Here is an 18,650-nt window from a genome sequence, read left to right on the forward strand (position 1 = left end):
CGGCACAAGGATGCCGTTCACGTGTTCGAGGAACGGTGTCGGATCCTCGTGTTCGAACACCTCGGACTCGATCCAGTCGAGATTGACCTTCACCTTGTTGGCGATGCCGCCATGCGACAGCGCCTCGATCAGCGACTTATAGGCATCCTTCATGCCGGTATATTTGCCGACGATGGCGATCGTCACCTGCCCTTCCGGATTGCGGATGCGCTCGTTGATCACCCGCCATGTCTTGAGATCGGGCGGCGTCTTGTCCTCGATGCCGAACGCCGACAGCACTTCGCGGTCGAGACCGGCGGCGTGATACGCCTCGGGCACGGCGTAGATGTTGTCGACATCGCGTGCCTCGATCACGGCGCTCTCGCGCACGTTGCAGAACAGGCCGAGCTTGCGGCGCTCTTCCGGCGGGATCGGACGATCGGTACGGCACAAAAGGATGTCGGGCTGAATGCCGATCGAACGCAGTTCCTTCACCGAATGCTGCGTCGGCTTGGTCTTCAGTTCGCCGGCGCTCGGAATATACGGCAGCAGCGTCAGGTGAATGTAGATCGCGTGGCCACGCGGCACTTCATTGCCGAACTGACGGATCGCTTCGAAGAACGGCAGGCCTTCGATGTCGCCGACCGTGCCGCCGATTTCGCACAGGACGAAATCGTAATCCCCGTTGCCGTCGCGGATGAAGTCCTTGATGGCGTTCGTCACATGCGGGACGACCTGGACGGTCGCGCCGAGATAATCGCCGCGGCGTTCCTTGGCGATGATGTCCTGGTAGATCTTGCCGGTCGTGATGCTGTCGCGCCTGGTCGCCGGACGCCCGGTGAAGCGCTCGTAGTGACCGAGATCGAGATCGGTTTCCGCGCCGTCATCGGTGACGAAGACCTCGCCGTGCTGATACGGCGACATCGTTCCGGGATCGACGTTGAGATAGGGGTCGAGCTTGCGCAGGCGGACCTTGTAGCCGCGCGCCTGCAGAACCGCTCCGAGTGCAGCGGATGCGAGGCCCTTGCCGAGAGAGGACACCACGCCGCCGGTGATAAATACGTACCGCGCCATGGGGCTCAACCTTTAGACCGCCTGATTCGATTCGACGAGAGGACGATCCCCTCGGGTTTTGGATAACTGTCCCTGCAAATTCGAAGGGCCGGTTTCCCGGCCCTTGTCGTGAGGGTTACTGGGACTGCGGGACCTGAGGCCCCGCGGGCGGCGTGGGCTGGGCCGGCCGCTGAAGCTGATCGAGGACGCCACCGGAACCGGAGCCGAGCGGTGCGGTCGTGGGTGCGGGAACCGTCGGACCGGCGGGCGCGCCGGTATTCAGGATCGAGGTCGGCTTGCGGTCATAGCCCGCAAGGATCGACAGGATCAGGCTGGTGGCGAAGAATCCTGCCGCCAGATAGGCGGTCGAGCGGCTCAGAAGATTGGCGGTACCGCGCGTCGACATGAACCCGCCGCCACCCATGCCAAGACCGCCGCCTTCGGAACGCTGCAGCAGAACAAGCCCGATCATCGTCAGAACGATGAGCAGATGAATGACAATGATCACAGTCTGCATGCGAAAATCCTGCCTGCGCCTCGGCCGGGCCGCTTCTGTCACGCCGCCATATAGGAATGCGGGCGCGTCTTTACACGATCCGATCCGACAATTCCACCCTCGCGGTCGCTGCCGCGCTTTACGCGTAAGCCGCAGCGATTCCTAGGAAATCCGCCGCCTTCAGGCTTGCGCCGCCAACCAGGGCGCCGTTGACATTCGCGACCGCCATCAACTCCGCGGCGTTCTGAGGCTTGACCGAACCGCCGTACAGGATGCGCACGCTCGGCCCGACGGCTTTATCCTTGGAAATCAGATAGTTGCGGATCATCTTGTGAACCTCCGCAACATCGCCCGGGGTCGGCGTCAGTCCGGTCCCGATCGCCCAGACCGGTTCATAGGCAATGACCAGCCGATCGAGCCTGTCCGGCAGGGACCCGTCGAGCTGCCGGCCGATCCGCGCAATGGTAGCCCCCGCCTCGCGCTCCTCCTTCGTCTCGCCGACGCACAGGATGGCTGTCAGCCCGGCGCGATTGGCCGCGATCGCCTTGGCCCGAACCGCCTCGTCGCTTTCGCCGTGCAGCGCCCGCCGCTCGGAATGGCCGACAATCACGGCGCTTGCGCCGGCGTCCTTCAGCATCTCCGCCGACAGGTCGCCAGTAAAAGCGCCAGAGGCCTCGGCATGGCAATCCTGCGCGCCGATGGCGACCTTGGAGCCCGCTGCCGCCTTCGCGAAGCTCGCGATCAGCGTCGCCGGCGGGCAGATCATCAGATCGGCCGCAACGGGCTTGCTCGCGGCGCCGGCAATGATCGCGTTCAGTTCGGCGACCGACGCAGCAAAGCCGTTCATTTTCCAGTTGCCTGCGACCAGCGGACGCGGTTCGTTCGCCATGAGCCCTCTTTCCCAATTGTAATCGATCCGAGATCGCAACCCGCTACCAGAGCGCTGCGCGGCGTGCTAGCGCTTTCCTGTGACTTCTCAGCGTGTTGCAGGGTCACACCGCCGTCTCTATGATGCGCGGCCTTTTCACCCCCATCGCCGACAACGAAAGACCTTGAAGCTCCCATGCTGCGCGGAATTCAAAATGCTACCCGCAACTGGCTTGGCCGCCTGATCACCGGCATCGTGCTTGGCATGATTGCGATCTCATTCGCGGTGTGGGGGATCGCCGACATCTTCCGCGGCTTCGGCACGTCGACCGTTGCCAAGGTCGGCTCGACCGAAATAGGCGTCGAACGGTTTCGCCAGAACTATAACGAGCAGATGCAGCGGCTGATCCGCCAGGTCGGCAAGCCCATTCCCGCAGATCAGGCTCGCGCGCTCGGCCTGCACCGTCAGATGCTCGGCCAGATGATCGCCGAGGCCGCGCTCGACGAGAATATCCGCCAGCTCGGGCTGAATCTGCCTGACGACATCGTCGCCCAGCGCATCCGCAACGATCCGACCTTCCGCGGCATATCCGGCCAGTTCGATCGTAATCGCTTCAACGCCATCCTGCGCGAACTCGGCTACACGGAAGCGCGCTACGTCGCCGAGCGCCGCAAGCAAATGTTGCAGCAGGAAATCATCGGCAGCCTCGCGGGTGAGATGTCGGTGCCGGAGATTGCGATCGATGCGCAGAACCGCTTCGCCAATGAACTGCGCGCGCTTGATTACCTGGTCCTGGGGCCCGATCAGGCCGGCGAGATCAAGGACCCGACGCCCGAAGAAATTGCCAAGTTCTTCGAGGAGCGCAAAGGCCTGTTCCGCGCTCCCGAATTCCGCAAGGTCGACCTCGTCACGCTCTCGGCCGATACGCTGGCCAAGACCATCACGATCTCCGACGAAGACGCAAGGAAGGCCTACGACGCCGATCGCGCGAAATTCGTAACGCCGGAACGCCGCGCGGTGCATCAGATCGTCTTCCCAACCGAAGCGGAGGCGCGCGAAGCGCTGGAGAAGATTAAGCAACCCGATATGGGCTTCGAGAAATACGCCGCCTCGCCTGAACGCAAGGGCAGCGACGTCAACCTCGGCATGGTGCCGAAGTCGCAGATTCTCGACCCTGCCGTCGCAGACGCAGCATTTGCGTTGCAGCCCGATTCGACGAGCGAACCGATCAAGGGCCGCTTCGGTTTTGTCCTGCTTCACGTAGGCAAGGTCGAGCCGGAGACGGTCCGTCCGTTCGAGGAGGTCGCCGCCGAACTGAAGAACGACCTTGCGATGACACGCGCGCGAAGCGAGGTCCGTACGCTTTACGACAAGCTGGAAGACGAGCGCGGCGCCGGCGGCACGCTGGCGGAGCTGGCCAAGAAGGTCGGCCTGTCGGTCCAGACGATCGATGCCATCGACCGGTCCGGCCGCGGTCCGGACGGCAAACCGGTGTCGCAACTTCCTGACACGGCCAACCTGTTCTCCGCGATCTTCAACGCGGAGGTCGGCACCGAGAATGACCCGATCCAGATCGCCAAGGGCGACGGCTATCTCTGGTTTGAGGTCGTATCGACAACGCCGTCGCGCGAACGCCCGCTCGACGAGGTTCGCGACCGCGTCATCGAACGCTGGCGGAACGATCAGATTGCGGCGAAGCTCAAGGAACTGGCCACGCAGACCGCGGAGAAGCTCAAGACGACGCCGATCTCCGACGTCGCAGCAGCCGTCGGCACCAAGCCGCAATTCGTCGTGGCCCTCCGGCGTGACCGCACCCAGGGCGATTTCCCTGCCAATGCGCTTGACGCTGTGTTCCAGACGCCGAAAGACGGTGTCGGCACGTCGCAGGGCGCGAGCGCGAACGAATGGGTGGTGTTCCGTGTCACCGGCGTGACGGTGCCGGCGCTCGATCCGAATTCGGCGGATGCCAAGCGGATCCGCGACGGCCTGACCAACATGCTGCGTGAGGATGTGCTGGCGCAGTACCTCGCCAATCTGCAAGCGACTCTCGGCGCGACAATCAACGAAGCCGCGCTCAATCAGGTCATCGGCGGCAGCACGAACTAATAGACACGGGGCGCATACACTGCGCCGGACCCGATGATCATCGAGCCCACAGCGGAAGACTTTGCGGCGCGCTACGACAGTGGCGCGCCGCAAGTCGTATGGACGCATCTCGTCTCCGATCTCGAAACGCCGGTTTCGGCCTTTCTCAAGATCGCGGATGGGCGCCCGATGAGTTTCCTGTTCGAGTCGGTCGAAGGCGGCGCCGTACGCGGCCGCTATTCGATCATCGGCCTTGAACCCGATGTGATTTTTCGCGCGCGCGGCGCACAGGCCGAGATCAATCGCGACGCCGCGCGCGCGAACGACTCCTTCGCCCCCTGCCCTCAGCTGCCGCTCGACGCGCTGCGCGCCTTGATTGCCGAGAGCCGGATCGAACTGCCCGATATCCTGCCGCCGCCCGCCGCCGGATTATTCGGCTATCTCGGCTACGACATGGTGCGACAAATGGAGCGGTTGCCGGACATCAATCCGGACGTGCTCGGAACGCCCGACGCACTCCTGATCCGCCCGACCATCGTGCTGGTCTTCGATTCGGTGAAGGACCAGATCACGGTCGTGACGCCGGTGCGCCCGGAACACGGCGTCTCGGCAAGAGCTGCGCTCGCGCGCGCTGCGGAGCGCCTCAACACGATCGTCGACAAGCTCGATGCGCCATTGCCGAAATCAATGCGCGAGGATCACGTCGGCAGCATCGCGGCGGACGCCGTCTCCAACACGAGTCCTGCCGAATACGCCGCGATGGTCGCGCGCGCCAAGGACTACATCGCCGCGGGCGACATTTTTCAGGTGGTGCTGTCGCAACGCTTCGAGACGGCGTTCGACCTTTCGCCGTTTTCGCTCTATCGCGCGCTGCGGCGCGTCAACCCGGCCCCATTTCTCTATTTCCTGAATTTGGATGGTCTCGCTATCGCCGGATCAAGTCCGGAGATCCTGGTGCGCGTGCGCGGTGGCCGCATTACCATCCGGCCGATCGCCGGCACACGGCCGCGCGGGGCTACGCCGCACGAGGACATGGCGCTCGAACGCGAATTGCTCGCTGATCCCAAGGAGCGCGCCGAGCATCTGATGCTGCTCGATCTCGGCCGCAACGATGTCGGACGTGTCGCGAAGATCGGCACGGTCGAAGTGACCGACAGGTTCTTCATCGAGCGCTACAGTCAGGTCATGCACATCGTCTCCAATGTCGAGGGCGCCCTTGCCGATGGGCGCGATGCGCTCGATGCCCTGATCGCGGGCTTTCCGGCCGGCACCGTGTCAGGTGCGCCGAAGGTGCGCGCCATGCAGATCATCGACGAACTCGAAAAGGACAAGCGCGGCATCTATGCCGGCTGCGTCGGCTATTTTTCCGCCGCAGGCGAAATGGATACATGCATCGTGTTGCGGACTGCCGTCGTCAAGAATGGTAGGATGTATGTTCAGGCGGGCGCCGGCATCGTCGCCGACAGCGATCCGGCGGCCGAGCAGCAGGAATGCGTCAACAAGGCGAAAGCCCTGTTCCGGGCCGCCGAGGAAGCGCGGCGCTTCGCGAGCGGCGCTGGACGCGGGCAATAGTCAACATACGGAAAACAGACATGGGACACGACCATTCACACGAGGCCAAGTGGAAGTATGACGGCGTGCGGGTGATCCCGGGCAATTCGCTCGACGCCAATACCGCGCAGACGCCCGGCATGGACCGGAAAGCTGCGATCAATGCCGCGCGTGTCGGCGCACAGAAGATCTGGGCCGGCACCGTCAATATTCACCCGAACGCGAAAACCGGCGCGCATCATCACGGCGAACTGGAAAGCGTGATCTATGTGATACGTGGAAAGGCGCGCATGCGTTGGGGCGAGAATCTCGAGTTCGTTGCTGAGGCGGGTCCCGGCGATTTCATCTACGTACCGCCGTTCGTTCCGCATCAGGAGATCAATGCCAGCCCCGACGAGGTGCTTGAATGCGTGCTCGTGCGCTCGGACAACGAGGCGGTCGTGGTTAATCTCGATATCGAGCCAGTCGAAAAGCCGGAAAGCGTCGCCTGGATCGACCCGATCCATAAGGGCTGACATCCATTGCCTTGACCCCCTCAAGGGCCGATCTTAAACCCTTGACCGGGTAGAAGACCATGATCGTGCTGATCGACAATTACGACAGCTTCACTTTCAACCTCGTCCATTACCTGGGCGGGCTGGGAGCAAACGTTACTGTGCACCGCAACGACGCTTTGAGCGCGGATCAGGTCATCGCGACGAATCCGAACGCGATCGTGCTGTCGCCTGGGCCCTGCACTCCGTCCGAAGCCGGCATCTGTCTCGATCTGATCGCCAAGGCGAAGGAGGCGATTCCGATTCTCGGCGTCTGCCTTGGCCATCAATCAATCGGTCAGGCCTTCGGCGGCGACGTAGTGCGGGCACCGTACCCGGTACACGGCAAGCTTTCGGACATTCACCACGAAGGCCAGAGCGTATTCCGCGGCATCAACGGACCCTTCAAGGCGACGCGCTATCACTCGCTGGTGGTCAAGCGCGACACCATACCGGCCGAACTCCAGGTGACGGCGGAAACGGATGACGGCCTGGTGATGGGCCTCTCGCACAGAAGTCTGCCGCTCCACGGCGTTCAGTTTCATCCCGAGAGCATTGCGTCCGAACACGGACACCTGATCCTGAAGAACTTTCTCGACCTTGCCGCCGCATGGAACGGCGCGCAGCGTCGCTTGCATTGAGGACGCGTAATGGCCGACGAATTCAAGGCGTTGATTGCCAAGACAGCATCCGGAGCCGCGCTCACACGCGAAGAAGCCGCGCACGCCTTCGACCGCATGATGTCGGGCGAAGCGACCCCCTCGCAGATGGGCGGTCTGCTGATGGCGCTGCGGGTGCGTGGGGAGACCGTCGACGAGATCACCGGCGCAGTCAGCGCAATGCGCGACAAGATGACGAAGGTCGCCGCCCCTCCCGGCGCCGTCGACGTGGTCGGCACAGGCGGCGACGCATCGGGATCCTACAACATTTCGACCTGCGCGGCCTTCATCGTCGCGGGTGCCGGCGTGCCGGTGGCGAAACACGGCAATCGCGCGCTCTCCTCGAAATCGGGCGCGGCCGACGTGCTGACATCGCTCGGCATCAAGATCGACCTGCGGCCGGATGAGATCACGCGCTGCATCTACGAGGCCGGCATCGGCTTCATGTTCGCGCCCGCCCATCACCCGGCGATGAAGAACGTCGGCGCCACCCGCGTCGAGCTTGGAACACGCACGATCTTCAATCTGCTCGGACCGCTCTCGAACCCTGCCGGCGTGAAGCGCCAGCTCGTCGGCGTGTTCTCGCGGCACTGGATCGAGCCGCTCGCGCAGGTGCTGCAGAATCTTGGCTCGGAAGCAGCCTGGGTGGTGCACGGATCGGACGGTCTCGACGAGATCACGACCTCGGGCCCGACCGCCGTCGCCGCACTCGAGAATGGCAAGATCCGCACCTTCGAGATTTCGCCGGCCGATATCGGCGGTGAGATTGTGAAGCCGGAAGCGTTACGGGGCGGTGACTCCGAGCATAATGCAGCCGCGCTGAAGGACGTGCTCGACAACAAGCCGAGCGCCTATCGTGAGGTCGCGGTGATGAATGCCGCGGCGGCGTTGGCTGTTGCCGGTGTCGCAAAGGACCTGAAAGACGGCGCCGAACAGGCGCGCAAATCGCTGTCGACCGGCGCCGCTCGCGCGCGCCTCGATCGGCTCGTCGCCGTCTCGAACGGGTGAACTTCGGATGGCCGACATTCTCACCAAGATCGAGGCCTACAAGCGCGAAGAGATCGCCGCCGCGAAGCGCGAGATAAGCCCCGCCGCACTCGATGCTGCGGCACGCGCAGCGTCCGCACCGCGCGGCTTCGCCAAGGCGATCGAGCGCAAACTTGCCGCCGGACAATATGCGCTGATCGCCGAAGTGAAGAAGGCGAGCCCGTCCAAGGGACTGATCCGCGCCGACTTCGATCCGGTCGCGATCGCCAGGGCCTATGAGGCCGGTGGCGCGGCGTGCCTTTCCGTGCTGACGGACGCGCCGTCGTTCCAGGGCCGCCCGGAATTTCTGACGAACGCGCGTGCTGCGACGTCCCTGCCCGCGCTTCGCAAGGACTTTATGTTCGAGCCGTATCAGGTGGCGCAGGCGCGCGCATGGGGCGGCGACTGCATCCTCATCATCATGGCCGCCGTTGACGATGGTGCCGCGCATGAACTCGAAGCCGCCGCCATCTCCTATGGCATGGACGTGCTGATCGAGATTCACGACGAGGCCGAACTCGAACGCGCGCTCAAGCTCAAGTCGCGGCTTTTCGGCATCAACAACCGCAATCTGCGCACTTTCGAAACCTCGCTGGATGTCAGTTTAGCGCTTGCGCCGAAGGTGCCGCGTGACCGGCTCATCGTCGGCGAGAGCGGAATTTTCACGCCCGCCGATCTCGCGCTATTGTCGGGTGTCGGAATATCGACATTCCTGATTGGCGAAAGCCTGATGCGCGCGACCGATGTCACCGAGGCGACCCGTACGCTGCTGGCGCGGCCGAATGTCCGCGCCGCCGGTTAGTCATGTCCGGCAAGGTCCTCACCCATCTCGGCGCTTCCGGTGAAGCGCACATGGTCGATGTGTCTGGCAAGGTCGCAACCACACGCGTGGCGATCGCCGAGGGCCGCGTGGCGATGAGCAAGGAGACACTCGACCTCGTGGTCGCGGGCAACGCCAAGAAGGGCGATGTCCTCGGCACAGCGCGCATTGCCGGCATCATGGCGGCGAAGCGAACGCACGAGTTGATCCCGCTGTGTCATCCGCTCGCGTTGTCGCAGGTCACCGTCGATCTGACGCCGGATCCCGCCCTGCCCGGCATCGTCGTGCAGGCGAGCGTGAAGGTGACGGGCCAGACCGGCGTTGAGATGGAAGCGCTGACCGCGGTCTCCGTCGCATGTCTTACGATCTATGACATGGTGAAGGCCGCCGAACGCGGCATGCGTATCGAAGGCATCCGCCTGGTCGAGAAGACGGGCGGCAAATCCGGTCCTTACCGCGCGGGACAATAAGCATGGCGCTGCTGCCCGTCGCCGATGCCCTGCAGCGCGTTCTGGAACATGCGAGCGCGCTGCCGGCAGAACGGGTGCCGATCACCGAGGGGCATGGCCGCGTGCTTGCTGACAATGTCGTGTCACAACGCACGCAGCCGCCCGTCGATGTCTCCGCCATGGATGGCTATGCCGTGCGTAGCGAGGACGTGACCAGCGCGCCGATCGATCTCACGGTCATCGGAGAAGTCGCGGCGGGGCGGCCATTCACGGGGGAAATCCGCGGCGGACAGGCGGTGCGGATCTTTACCGGCGGCGAAATGCCGGCTGGCGCCGACACGGTGGTCGTACAGGAGCAAACGCGGCGTGATGGCGACAATGTCATCATCACGACGGTGCCGAAACGGGGCCGGCACATTCGCGCGGCAGGACTGGATTTCAAGGAGGGCGAGGTCCTGCTGTCACGCGGGCGCGTCCTGACCGGGCGCGATCTCGGCCTTGCCGCGGCGATGAATCACCCGATCCTGCCGGTGCATCGAAAGCCGCGCGTCGCACTGCTTGCGACCGGAGACGAACTGGTGTTGCCCGGGCCCAAGCCAGGCCCTGGCCAGATCGTTTATTCAAACGGATATTCGGTTGCAGCGCTGGCGCGTCAGGAAGGCGCCGTGGTGAGCGACCTCGGGATTGTCCGCGATACGCTCGCCGACACCGTCGCCGCGATCAAGGACGCCCGGATGCGGCGGGTCGACGTGCTCGTCACCATGGGTGGCGCGTCGGTTGGCGATTACGATTTCGTGCAGCAGGCGCTCGCCGCTGAAGGGATGGATCTGTCGTTCTGGAAGATCGCAATGCGCCCCGGTCGCCCGCTGATGCATGGGCGGCTTGGACCGATCCACGTGCTGGGCTTGCCGGGAAATCCGGTCTCGGCCTTCGTATGCGCGTTCCTGTTTCTGGTGCCGTTGCTGCGTGCCCTTTCCGGACGTGCCGACACGATTCCCGAGCTTGAGCAGGCGCTGCTCGGGGCGGACCTTCCCGAGAACGACGAGCGCGCGGATTATCTGCGGGCTCGACTTTCCCGCTCGCCACGCGGCGCGCTGGTTGCTACTCCGTTCCCGGCGCAGGATTCGTCGATGACGCGGTTGCTGGCCGAGGCAGATTGCCTGGTACTCAGAGCCCCGCATGCGCCGCAGGCGGCCGCCGGGTCACCCTGCGTTATCCTAAAGCTTCCCCTTTAGCGTCCCGCTGCATTCTTCACTGCAAATTAAGGGGTTGCGGAACACATATCGAACATATAGTGTCCGTTCATGATTTGTTTCGCATCCGTTGGGTTCTTCCAGCAAGCCGGATGCGTCGGGGAGACACCTGAATGCTGACCCGTAAGCAGTTCGAGCTTTTGCGTTTCATCAACGAGCGCCTCAAGGAAGCGGGAGTTCCGCCCTCCTTCGATGAGATGAAGGACGCACTTGATCTGCGCTCCAAGTCCGGAATTCACCGCCTGATCACGGCACTTGAGGAGCGCGGGTTCATCCGCCGGCTTCCCAATCGTGCGCGCGCCATCGAGGTCATCAAACTGCCGGAGTCCGCCACCCCTACCCCGCGGCGCGGCTTTACGCCGAGTGTCATCGAGGGAAATCTCGGCCGCGTCCGCACAGCGTCAGAGGATGACGGTGGGCGTCCGATTGCCATCCCGGTCATGGGCCGGATCGCCGCCGGCACGCCGATCGAAGCGATTCAGACCAAGAGCCACACCATCAACGTGCCGCCGGACATGCTGTCATCGGGCGACCATTTCGCGCTCGAAGTGCGCGGCGATTCGATGATCGATGCCGGAATTCTGGATGGCGATACGGTTCTCATCCGGAAGTCGGAAGCCGCCGACACCGGCGACATCGTTGTCGCTCTCATCGACGATGAGGAAGCAACGCTAAAGCGTTTCCGCCGGCGCGGAGCTTCCATCGCACTTGAGCCGGCTAACACATCATATGAAGTCCGGATCCTGCCGCCCACGCGCGTGCGTATCCAGGGCAAGCTGGTCGGCCTATTCCGGCGCTACTGACGGGCCGTCATCCGCTTCGAGGTCGGACGGACGCGGCGTGGCATCACGCGGCGGTGTTTGCCGTGCGGCTTGCGCTGCAGGCTCTTCCGGCCTTCGAGCCCAGGGACGGTCATAAGTCGGTGGCCGCGCGGCCTGCAGCTGGAGCAAATTCCCGTTCACATAGACCGACACCGCGCCCTGCGCGCGGGCAGCGTTGCGGTCGATGATGATCGCGGTGCAATTTTGCGGGCGGTTGCGCGTCGTGACGACGAGCGCCGCAGTCTCGCAATCCTCGATCATGGCGTCGGCCGTCAGTGACAGCGCGACGGCGCGGCCGTCCGCCATCCGGCCCACGCATCCGGCCGCGTCGCAGCGTATCGCCTGCGCGAGCGATTGGTCGGTGTCGGCGCGCGCATCGCCGTCCGCGGCGAGCCATTGGCGCAACACAAAGCTGTCGCGGCGGCTCGCCATGACCCGCAGCGCACCGCCGGAATCGCGCACCGCCACCATCCCGGCATCGGCCGAAATCAGAACGTCCGGGCGTTGCGTCGCCCAGGCCGCGACAATGCACAGAACGGCCAGAACCGCCCCGGTCCAGCGCAGGGGCGATCGCAGGAGACACAGCAGGATAAGTCCGGCCGTCCCGAGCAGCAGCGGACCGATGCCGAAGGCGTGGATGCGCCCGACCGCGCCGGGCAGGCTTGCGACCCAGCTTGCGACGACGATCATCCACTCGATCCCCTCGCCCATCAGCCACCAGAACGGCCGGTCGAATCCGAACGGAAGCAGGAATAACGCGAGCAGCCCGGCCGGCATGACCCAGATCGACACCGCAGGCATGGCGAGGAGGTTCGCGAGCACGCCATAGGGCGCCAGCCGATGAAAGTGATAGGCTGCAAACAGCGTCGTTGCGAAGCCCGCGACCAGCGAGGCGAGGACGAGCGCTGCGATCTCGCGGCCGCCCCACAGCGCGATGCGCGCCGCGAGCGTCGTCTTCGGCTCGGCCGACAGCCATGGCAAGCCGCGCTCATAGACCGCGATCAGCGCCAGCGTTGCGGCGAACGACATCTGGAAGCTTGGGTGTACGATCGCTTCGGGAGAAATCGCCAGCAAGACCAGAGCTGCGACGCAGATCGTGCGGAGCGTTAGCGCCGGCCGGTCGAACGTCACGCCGATCAGCACGATCGCCGTCATGATGAAGGCGCGCTGGGTCGCGACTTCGGCGCCGGACATGACGAGATAGAATGCGGCCATGCCGAGTGCGGCGAGTGCAGCCCATTTCTTGATCGGGTGACGCGCGGCAACCGCCGGGAGCAGCGCGAGCCCGGCGCGGATTACGAAGAACACCACGCCCGCCACCACTGCCATGTGGTAGCCCGAGATCGACAGGACATGCGCGAGGCTCGAGACATACATCGCCTCGTTCACCGAGCTTGAGATCGCATCGCGCTTGCCGGTGATCAGCGCCGATGCGATGGCGCCCTTGTCGCCCGGCAGCGTGGCCCTGATGCGCGCGTCGATGGCATCGCGCAGCGAACCGATTGCAGCCTTCGCACGAAGCGACAGGTCGGCCGGCTCCGGCGGCTGCACCTGCTTGACCGCACCGAGTACGAAGCCGGTCGCTCCCAGCCGCTGGAAATAGTGATCGCGCGCGAAGTCGTAGCCTCCCGGCCGCAGCGGTGAGAGCGGCGGATTGAGCCGCGCCCGCAGTTCCACGAACGAGGCGACCGGAGGCGCCATGCCCTTGCGGACCGAGACGCGGATGCGTTCGAGCCTGATGTCCGGCCGTGCGCCGCTCATCGTGTGCACACGGATCACGATGCGGTCGCTGCGCTCGCGCTCCTCGCGCGCTTCGACAAATCCGGACAGGGTCACATTGAATGCCGGCGCGCCGAGGATCGGATGGGCGATGCGCGCGGTCTTCCAGGTCGAGAGCGTGAACCCGAAGGCGATCGCCGCAGCGGCAACGGCAACCGGAAAAGCCAAGGGCCGCGCGCGCGCCGCGATGCAGAGCGCCAGCGCGGCCGCAGTCAGGGCCAATCCGGCCCAGAGCAGCGGTTCGCGATCCCCCGCGAAATAGAGAACGACGCCGAGTCCGAACGCAATCGGCAGCCACGGGACAAGCCGGCCCGGCGCGGTGTCGTAGGCGATCCAGCCGCCGATCCTGGCGCCGGCACCTTGCGCGAGCGGCGAAAGCGCACCAAGCCAGCCCGGTGTCGCGCCTTGTGCGCGCCCACCGACCGGCCAGGTTCGCGCTCGCGCGCGGCCCCTCGGATCGCTCTCGCCTGCCATGAGCCCCGCCCCGGCCTTGCAACCGGGGCGCGAGGTTACATCAAATCGGGATCAGCCGCCTGCCTGCACTTTCGCCCAGGTGTCCCGCAGCCCAATGGTGCGGCTGAACACGGGACGGCCCGGGGTCGAGTCGCGGTCCCGCACGAAATAGCCCTGCCGTTCGAATTGCATCGGCTCGCTGGAACTGTCCGCGACGACGGCCGGTTCCAGCTTCGCATTCGCCAGGACCTCGAGCGAATTCGGATTGAGATCGGCCACAAAGTTCGCGGCATCCGGATCCGGCTTGCTGAAGAGCGGATTGTAGAGACGCACCTCGGCCGAGACGGCATCTGCCGCCGAGACCCAATGGATCGTGGCTTTGACCTTGCGCCCGTCGGGAGCATTGCCGCCCTTCGTTGCCGGATCGTAGGTGCATCGCAATTCGACGACCTCGCCGGCGGCATTCTTCACCACCTCGCGGCAGGTGATGAAATACGCGTAGCGCAGGCGCACTTCGGAACCGGGAGAGAGCCGGAAGAACTTCTTCGGCGGGTTCTCCATGAAATCGTCCTGCTCGATATAGATCTCGCGGCCGAAACGGATCGTGCGGGTGCCTGCGCCCTCATTGTCCGGATGGTTGATGGCTTCGAGCTCTTCGCGCTGTCCTTCCGGATAATTCTCGATCACCACCTTCAGTGGCCGCAGGACGGCCATGCGGCGCAGCGCAGTCTTGTTGAGCGCCTCGCGGATCGAGAAATCCAGCATCGCGATATCGACGACGCTGTTCGCCTTGGCCACGCCGATGCGCTTGACGAAATCGCGAAGCGCGGCCGGCGGAACACCGCGGCGGCGCAACCCGGCGAGAGTCGGCATGCGGGGATCGTCCCATCCGGCGACATGCTTCTCCTGTACCAGACGGTTCAGCACCCGCTTCGACAGAACCGTGTAGCTCAGATTGAGCCGCGCGAATTCGTACTGATGCGGACGGGACGGCACCGGCAGATTCTCGATGAACCAGTCATAGAGCGGCCGGTGATCCTCGAATTCGAGCGTGCAGATCGAATGGGTGACGTGCTCGATCGCGTCCGACTGACCGTGTGCGTAATCGTAGCTCGGATAGATCTTCCAGGCGTCGCCGGTGCGAGGATGATGCGCGTGCAGGATGCGGTAGAGGACCGGGTCGCGCAGATTGATGTTGCCGGACGCCATGTCGATCTTGGCGCGGAGCACGCGCGCCCCGTTCGGAAATTCGCCGGCCCGCATGCGCCGGAACAGGTCGAGATTCTCCTCGACCGACCGATCGCGGAACGGAGAGTTCTTGCCGGGCTCGGTCAACGTGCCGCGCGTCGCACGCATCTCGTCCGGCGACTGATCGTCGACATAGGCCTTGCCCTGCGTGATCAGTAACTCGGCCCATTGGTATAGCTGCTCGAAATAGTCCGACGCGTAGTAGAGGTGGCCGCCCCAGTCACCGCCGAGCCAGCGCACGTCCTCTTGAATGGCGTCGATATATTCCTGCTCCTCCTTGACCGGGTTGGTGTCGTCGAAGCGCAGGTGACAGCGTCCGCCGAACTCCTGCGCGATGCCGAAATTCAGCCCGATCGACTTGGCGTGTCCGATATGAAGATAGCCGTTCGGCTCGGGCGGGAAGCGGGTGACGACCGTCTTGTGGCGTCCCGAATCCAGGTCAGCCTGCACGATGTCACGGATGAAATCGCGCCCCGCTTCCAAGTTCGAACTATCGTCCACGGCCATCTCGCCTCTCTCGCTTGCGATGTCAGATCGCAGCGTGCCCTTACCAAGCGTGCCTTCTGCCAAATTCGTGCCTGAGCGCCAAGGTCCGGCAGTGGCCCCGGAAAGGGATCAGTTAATCTTGCCCCGTCCTTGCCGCAATGAACGGCAATGCGCTGTTTCCGAAAGCTTCCCGCCCATGATAGATGGGCCGACCGGAAACCGATACGCCCCAGAATGACCGTCGTTACCCGCTTCGCACCCTCTCCGACCGGCTTCCTGCATATTGGCGGCGCCCGCACCGCGCTGTTCAACTGGCTTTATGCACGTGGCCACGCCGGCAAGATGCTGCTCCGGATCGAGGACACAGACCGTGAGCGCTCAACCGACGCTGCGATCGACGCCATTCTCGACGGCCTGACCTGGCTTGGCATCAACTGGGACGGTGATGCGGTTCACCAGTTCGCCAGGGCCGCACGTCATCGCGAGGTCGCCGAGCAGCTTCTGGCCTCCGGCCGCGCCTATCGCTGTTACGCCACGCCCGAGGAACTCGCCCAGATGCGCGAGGCCGCTCGCGCGGCGGGCCGCGCGCGCCTCTATGACGGGCGCTGGCGCGATCGTGACGCATCCGAGGCGCCGGCAGGCGCAAAGCCGGTCATCCGATTGAAGGCGCCGCTGACCGGCGTGACCGTGATCGAGGATCAGGTTCAGGGCCGCGTGGTCTGGCAGAACGAGGACCTCGACGACCTCGTGCTGCTGCGTTCGGACGGCAATCCGACCTACATGCTCGCGGTCGTGGTCGACGATCACGACATGGGCGTCACCCACATCATTCGCGGCGATGACCATCTGACGAACGCGGCGCGCCAGAAGCAGATCTACGACGCGCTCGGCTGGCCGGTTCCTGTGATGGCGCATATTCCGCTGATCCATGGCCCGGACGGCTCGAAGCTGTCCAAGCGGCACGGCGCGCTGGGTGTCGATGCCTATCGCGCGATGGGTTACCTGCCGGAGGCGCTGCGCAATTACCTCGTCCGTCTCGGCTGGAGCCACGGCGACCAGGAGATATTCTCGACGCAGGAGATGATCGACCTGTTCGACCTCCCGCAGATCGGGCGCTCCGCCGCACGCTTCGACTTCGTAAAACTGGAGAGCCTGAACGGGCACTATATGCGGCAGGCTGACGATGCGGTGCTGCTTGCCGAGTTCGAGCGTGCGCTGCCCTTCATTCCGAACGGTGCCGAGTTGTCAGCAAAGCTGGATGACGACCTGCGCGCAAAGCTGCTCAGGGCCATGCCCGGCCTGAAGGAGCGAGCCAAGACGCTTGTCGAATTGCTCGAACAGTCGCGCTTCATCTGGTCCGACCGGCCGCTCCCGCTGGAAGACAAGGCGCGAGCGTTGTTGTCCCCGGAGGCACGCGGGCTCCTGCTGGGCCTGCTTCCGCATTTTGAATCGATCACGGACTGGTCGGCGCAGACGACCGAAGCGGCCGTGCGCGCCTATGCCGATTCCACAAATGTGAAACTTGGCTCGGTTGCGCAGCCGTTGCGCGCCGCCCTCACCGGTCGGGTGACGTCTCCCGGAATTTTCGATGTCCTGGCAGTGCTGGGACAGGCCGAAAGCGTCGATCGAATCCGCGAGCAAGCGCAGAAGAGCGGCTCCGTCGCGGCCTGACCCCGCAATCCGGAGCGCCGTCGTTTAGCACGATCGCAAGAGCCCGGAACCGTCCACTTCTGCCCATCTTGCGGTGCGGAAACGGATGGGCTACGCCACAGTCACTGGACTAATCCCCCGGGGTAAAGGGCTGAACGGTGGTCGAGCTAGCGACCGGCCGATCGCGCTGGATGACCCGGGCTGTTTGTAAGGGGATGCCGATGGACGCAAAGACGGCAAACGCGAAAACCGCCAAAGTCACGGTCGGCGACGAGAGTAACAACTTCCCGGTCAAGGCCGGAACCATCGGCCCCGAGGTCATCGACATCGCCAAGCTCTACGGCGCGACCGGGATGTTCACCTACGATCCCGGCTTCACGTCCACCGCGAGCTGCGAATCCAAGATCACCTATATCGACGGCGACGAGGGCATCCTGCTCTATCGCGGTTATCCGATCGAGCAACTCGCCGAACACGGCGACTTCCTCGAGACCTGCTACCTTCTGTTGTTCGGCGAGCTGCCGACCGCGACCCAGAAGGCGGATTTCGTCAAGCGCGTCACCAACCGCACCATGGTGCACGAGCAGATGAGCCGCTTCTTCCAGGGCTTCCGCCGCGACGCGCACCCGATGGCGGTGATGGTCGGCTCGGTCGGCGCGCTGTCCGCCTTCTATCACGACTCCACCGACATCTCCGATCCGTATCAGCGCCTCGTCGCTTCGATCCGCATGATCGCGAAGATGCCGACGCTCGCAGCAATGGCTTACAAGTACACGATCGGTCAGCCATTCGTTTATCCGACCAATGCGCTCGACTATTCGTCCAACTTCCTGAAGATGTGCTTCGCGGTGCCGACCGAGGACTACAAGGCCAATCCGGTTCTGGCGCGCGCGATGGACCGCATCTTCATTCTTCATGCGGACCACGAACAGAACGCCTCGACCTCGACCGTGCGTCTCGCCGGCTCGTCGGGGGCCAATCCGTTCGCCTGCATCGCGGCCGGCGTTGCCTGTCTGTGGGGTCCCGCGCATGGCGGCGCCAACGAAGCCGCGCTGAAGATGCTCGAGGAGATCGGCACCGTCGATCGCATCCCCGAATATGTGAAGCGCGCCAAGGACAAGAACGACCCGTTCCGCCTGATGGGCTTCGGCCACCGCGTCTACAAGAACTACGATCCGCGCGCGAAGATCATGCAGAAGACCTGTCACGAGGTGCTGGCGGAGGTCGGCCACGGCGACGATCCGCTCCTGCAGGTGGCAATGGAGCTCGAACGCATCGCCTTGCACGACGAGTACTTCATCGAGAAGAAGCTGTATCCGAACATCGACTTCTATTCAGGCATCACCCTGAAGGCGATGGGCTTCCCGACCTCGATGTTCACCGTGCTGTTCGCCGTCGCCCGTACCGTCGGCTGGATCGCGCAGTGGAAGGAAATGATCGA

16 protein-coding genes are annotated in these 18,650 nt (G+C 64.2%); 11 read left to right on the forward strand and 5 right to left on the reverse strand.

Annotated elements, in window-relative coordinates; genetic code table 11:
- From VNZ93_RS13560 to tpiA, 3 genes are all read right to left on the reverse strand, one after another.
- Positions 1-1,053, reverse strand: a 1,053-nt coding sequence (locus tag VNZ93_RS13560) for a CTP synthase (RefSeq protein ID WP_325705748.1), incomplete at its 3' end; no start/stop codon positions are given.
- A 115-nt stretch (positions 1,054-1,168) separates the two neighbouring features.
- Entirely contained in the window at positions 1,169-1,549 is a 381-nt protein-coding gene (secG, locus tag VNZ93_RS13565; RefSeq protein ID WP_325705749.1) for a preprotein translocase subunit SecG, read from the reverse strand.
- A 118-nt stretch (positions 1,550-1,667) separates the two neighbouring features.
- Positions 1,668-2,417: a triose-phosphate isomerase gene (gene tpiA / locus VNZ93_RS13570; RefSeq protein WP_325705750.1), complete on the reverse strand. Its 750-nt coding sequence runs from the start codon at positions 2,415-2,417 to the stop codon at positions 1,668-1,670.
- A 174-nt stretch (positions 2,418-2,591) separates the two neighbouring features.
- Here tpiA and VNZ93_RS13575 point away from each other — a divergent pair, with 174 nt between their 5' ends.
- From VNZ93_RS13575 to lexA, 9 genes are all read left to right on the forward strand, one after another.
- Positions 2,592-4,502, forward strand: a complete 1,911-nt coding sequence (locus VNZ93_RS13575; RefSeq protein ID WP_325705752.1) for a peptidyl-prolyl cis-trans isomerase — start codon at positions 2,592-2,594, stop codon at positions 4,500-4,502.
- 33 nt (positions 4,503-4,535) lie between these two features.
- Positions 4,536-6,053, forward strand: a complete 1,518-nt coding sequence (trpE, locus tag VNZ93_RS13580) for an anthranilate synthase component I (RefSeq protein WP_325705755.1) — start codon at positions 4,536-4,538, stop codon at positions 6,051-6,053.
- A gap of 20 nt (positions 6,054-6,073) precedes the next feature.
- Positions 6,074-6,547, forward strand: coding sequence for a cupin domain-containing protein (locus tag VNZ93_RS13585; protein ID WP_325705758.1), 474 nt, complete (start codon positions 6,074-6,076; stop codon positions 6,545-6,547).
- A gap of 59 nt (positions 6,548-6,606) precedes the next feature.
- On the forward strand, positions 6,607-7,206 hold the full coding sequence (locus tag VNZ93_RS13590; RefSeq protein ID WP_325705761.1) for an aminodeoxychorismate/anthranilate synthase component II: 600 nt from the start codon (positions 6,607-6,609) through the stop codon (positions 7,204-7,206).
- A gap of 9 nt (positions 7,207-7,215) precedes the next feature.
- Positions 7,216-8,232: an anthranilate phosphoribosyltransferase gene (gene trpD, locus VNZ93_RS13595; protein ID WP_325705763.1), complete on the forward strand. Its 1,017-nt coding sequence runs from the start codon at positions 7,216-7,218 to the stop codon at positions 8,230-8,232.
- Between the two features lie 7 nt (positions 8,233-8,239).
- Positions 8,240-9,052 (forward strand): indole-3-glycerol phosphate synthase TrpC, encoded by an 813-nt coding sequence (gene trpC / locus VNZ93_RS13600; protein WP_325705765.1) that lies wholly within the window; start codon positions 8,240-8,242, stop codon positions 9,050-9,052.
- A gap of 2 nt (positions 9,053-9,054) precedes the next feature.
- A complete protein-coding gene (gene moaC / locus VNZ93_RS13605; RefSeq protein WP_325705767.1) occupies positions 9,055-9,540 on the forward strand; it encodes a cyclic pyranopterin monophosphate synthase MoaC in 486 nt (161 codons plus the stop codon).
- A 2-nt stretch (positions 9,541-9,542) separates the two neighbouring features.
- Positions 9,543-10,754, forward strand: a complete 1,212-nt coding sequence (glp, locus tag VNZ93_RS13610; RefSeq protein ID WP_325705769.1) for a gephyrin-like molybdotransferase Glp — start codon at positions 9,543-9,545, stop codon at positions 10,752-10,754.
- Positions 10,755-10,885: 131 nt separating this feature from the next.
- A complete protein-coding gene (gene lexA / locus VNZ93_RS13615; protein ID WP_325705772.1) occupies positions 10,886-11,575 on the forward strand; it encodes a transcriptional repressor LexA in 690 nt (229 codons plus the stop codon).
- Here lexA and VNZ93_RS13620 read toward each other — a convergent pair.
- Both VNZ93_RS13620 and VNZ93_RS13625 read right to left on the reverse strand, forming a co-directional pair.
- Positions 11,558-13,846 carry a ComEC/Rec2 family competence protein gene (locus VNZ93_RS13620; RefSeq protein WP_325705775.1) on the reverse strand — a complete coding sequence of 763 codons (2,289 nt, stop codon included), beginning with the start codon at positions 13,844-13,846 and terminating at the stop codon, positions 11,558-11,560. The two genes, lexA and VNZ93_RS13620, sit on opposite strands and share 18 nt — an antisense overlap.
- 51 nt (positions 13,847-13,897) lie before the next feature.
- A complete protein-coding gene (locus VNZ93_RS13625; protein ID WP_325705778.1) occupies positions 13,898-15,580 on the reverse strand; it encodes a glutamine--tRNA ligase/YqeY domain fusion protein in 1,683 nt (560 codons plus the stop codon).
- 213 nt (positions 15,581-15,793) lie between these two features.
- On the opposite strand from VNZ93_RS13625, the gene gltX reads away from it, so the two are divergent.
- Positions 15,794-17,230: a glutamate--tRNA ligase gene (gene gltX, locus VNZ93_RS13630; RefSeq protein WP_325705781.1), complete on the forward strand. Its 1,437-nt coding sequence runs from the start codon at positions 15,794-15,796 to the stop codon at positions 17,228-17,230.
- Between the two features lie 200 nt (positions 17,231-17,430).
- On the forward strand, positions 17,431-18,650 hold a 1,220-nt coding region (gene gltA, locus VNZ93_RS13635; RefSeq protein ID WP_325705783.1), incomplete at its 3' end, for a citrate synthase.

It is taken from the genome of Pseudorhodoplanes sp., assembly GCF_035565795.1.
Classification (GTDB): Bacteria; Pseudomonadota; Alphaproteobacteria; order Rhizobiales; family Xanthobacteraceae; genus Pseudorhodoplanes.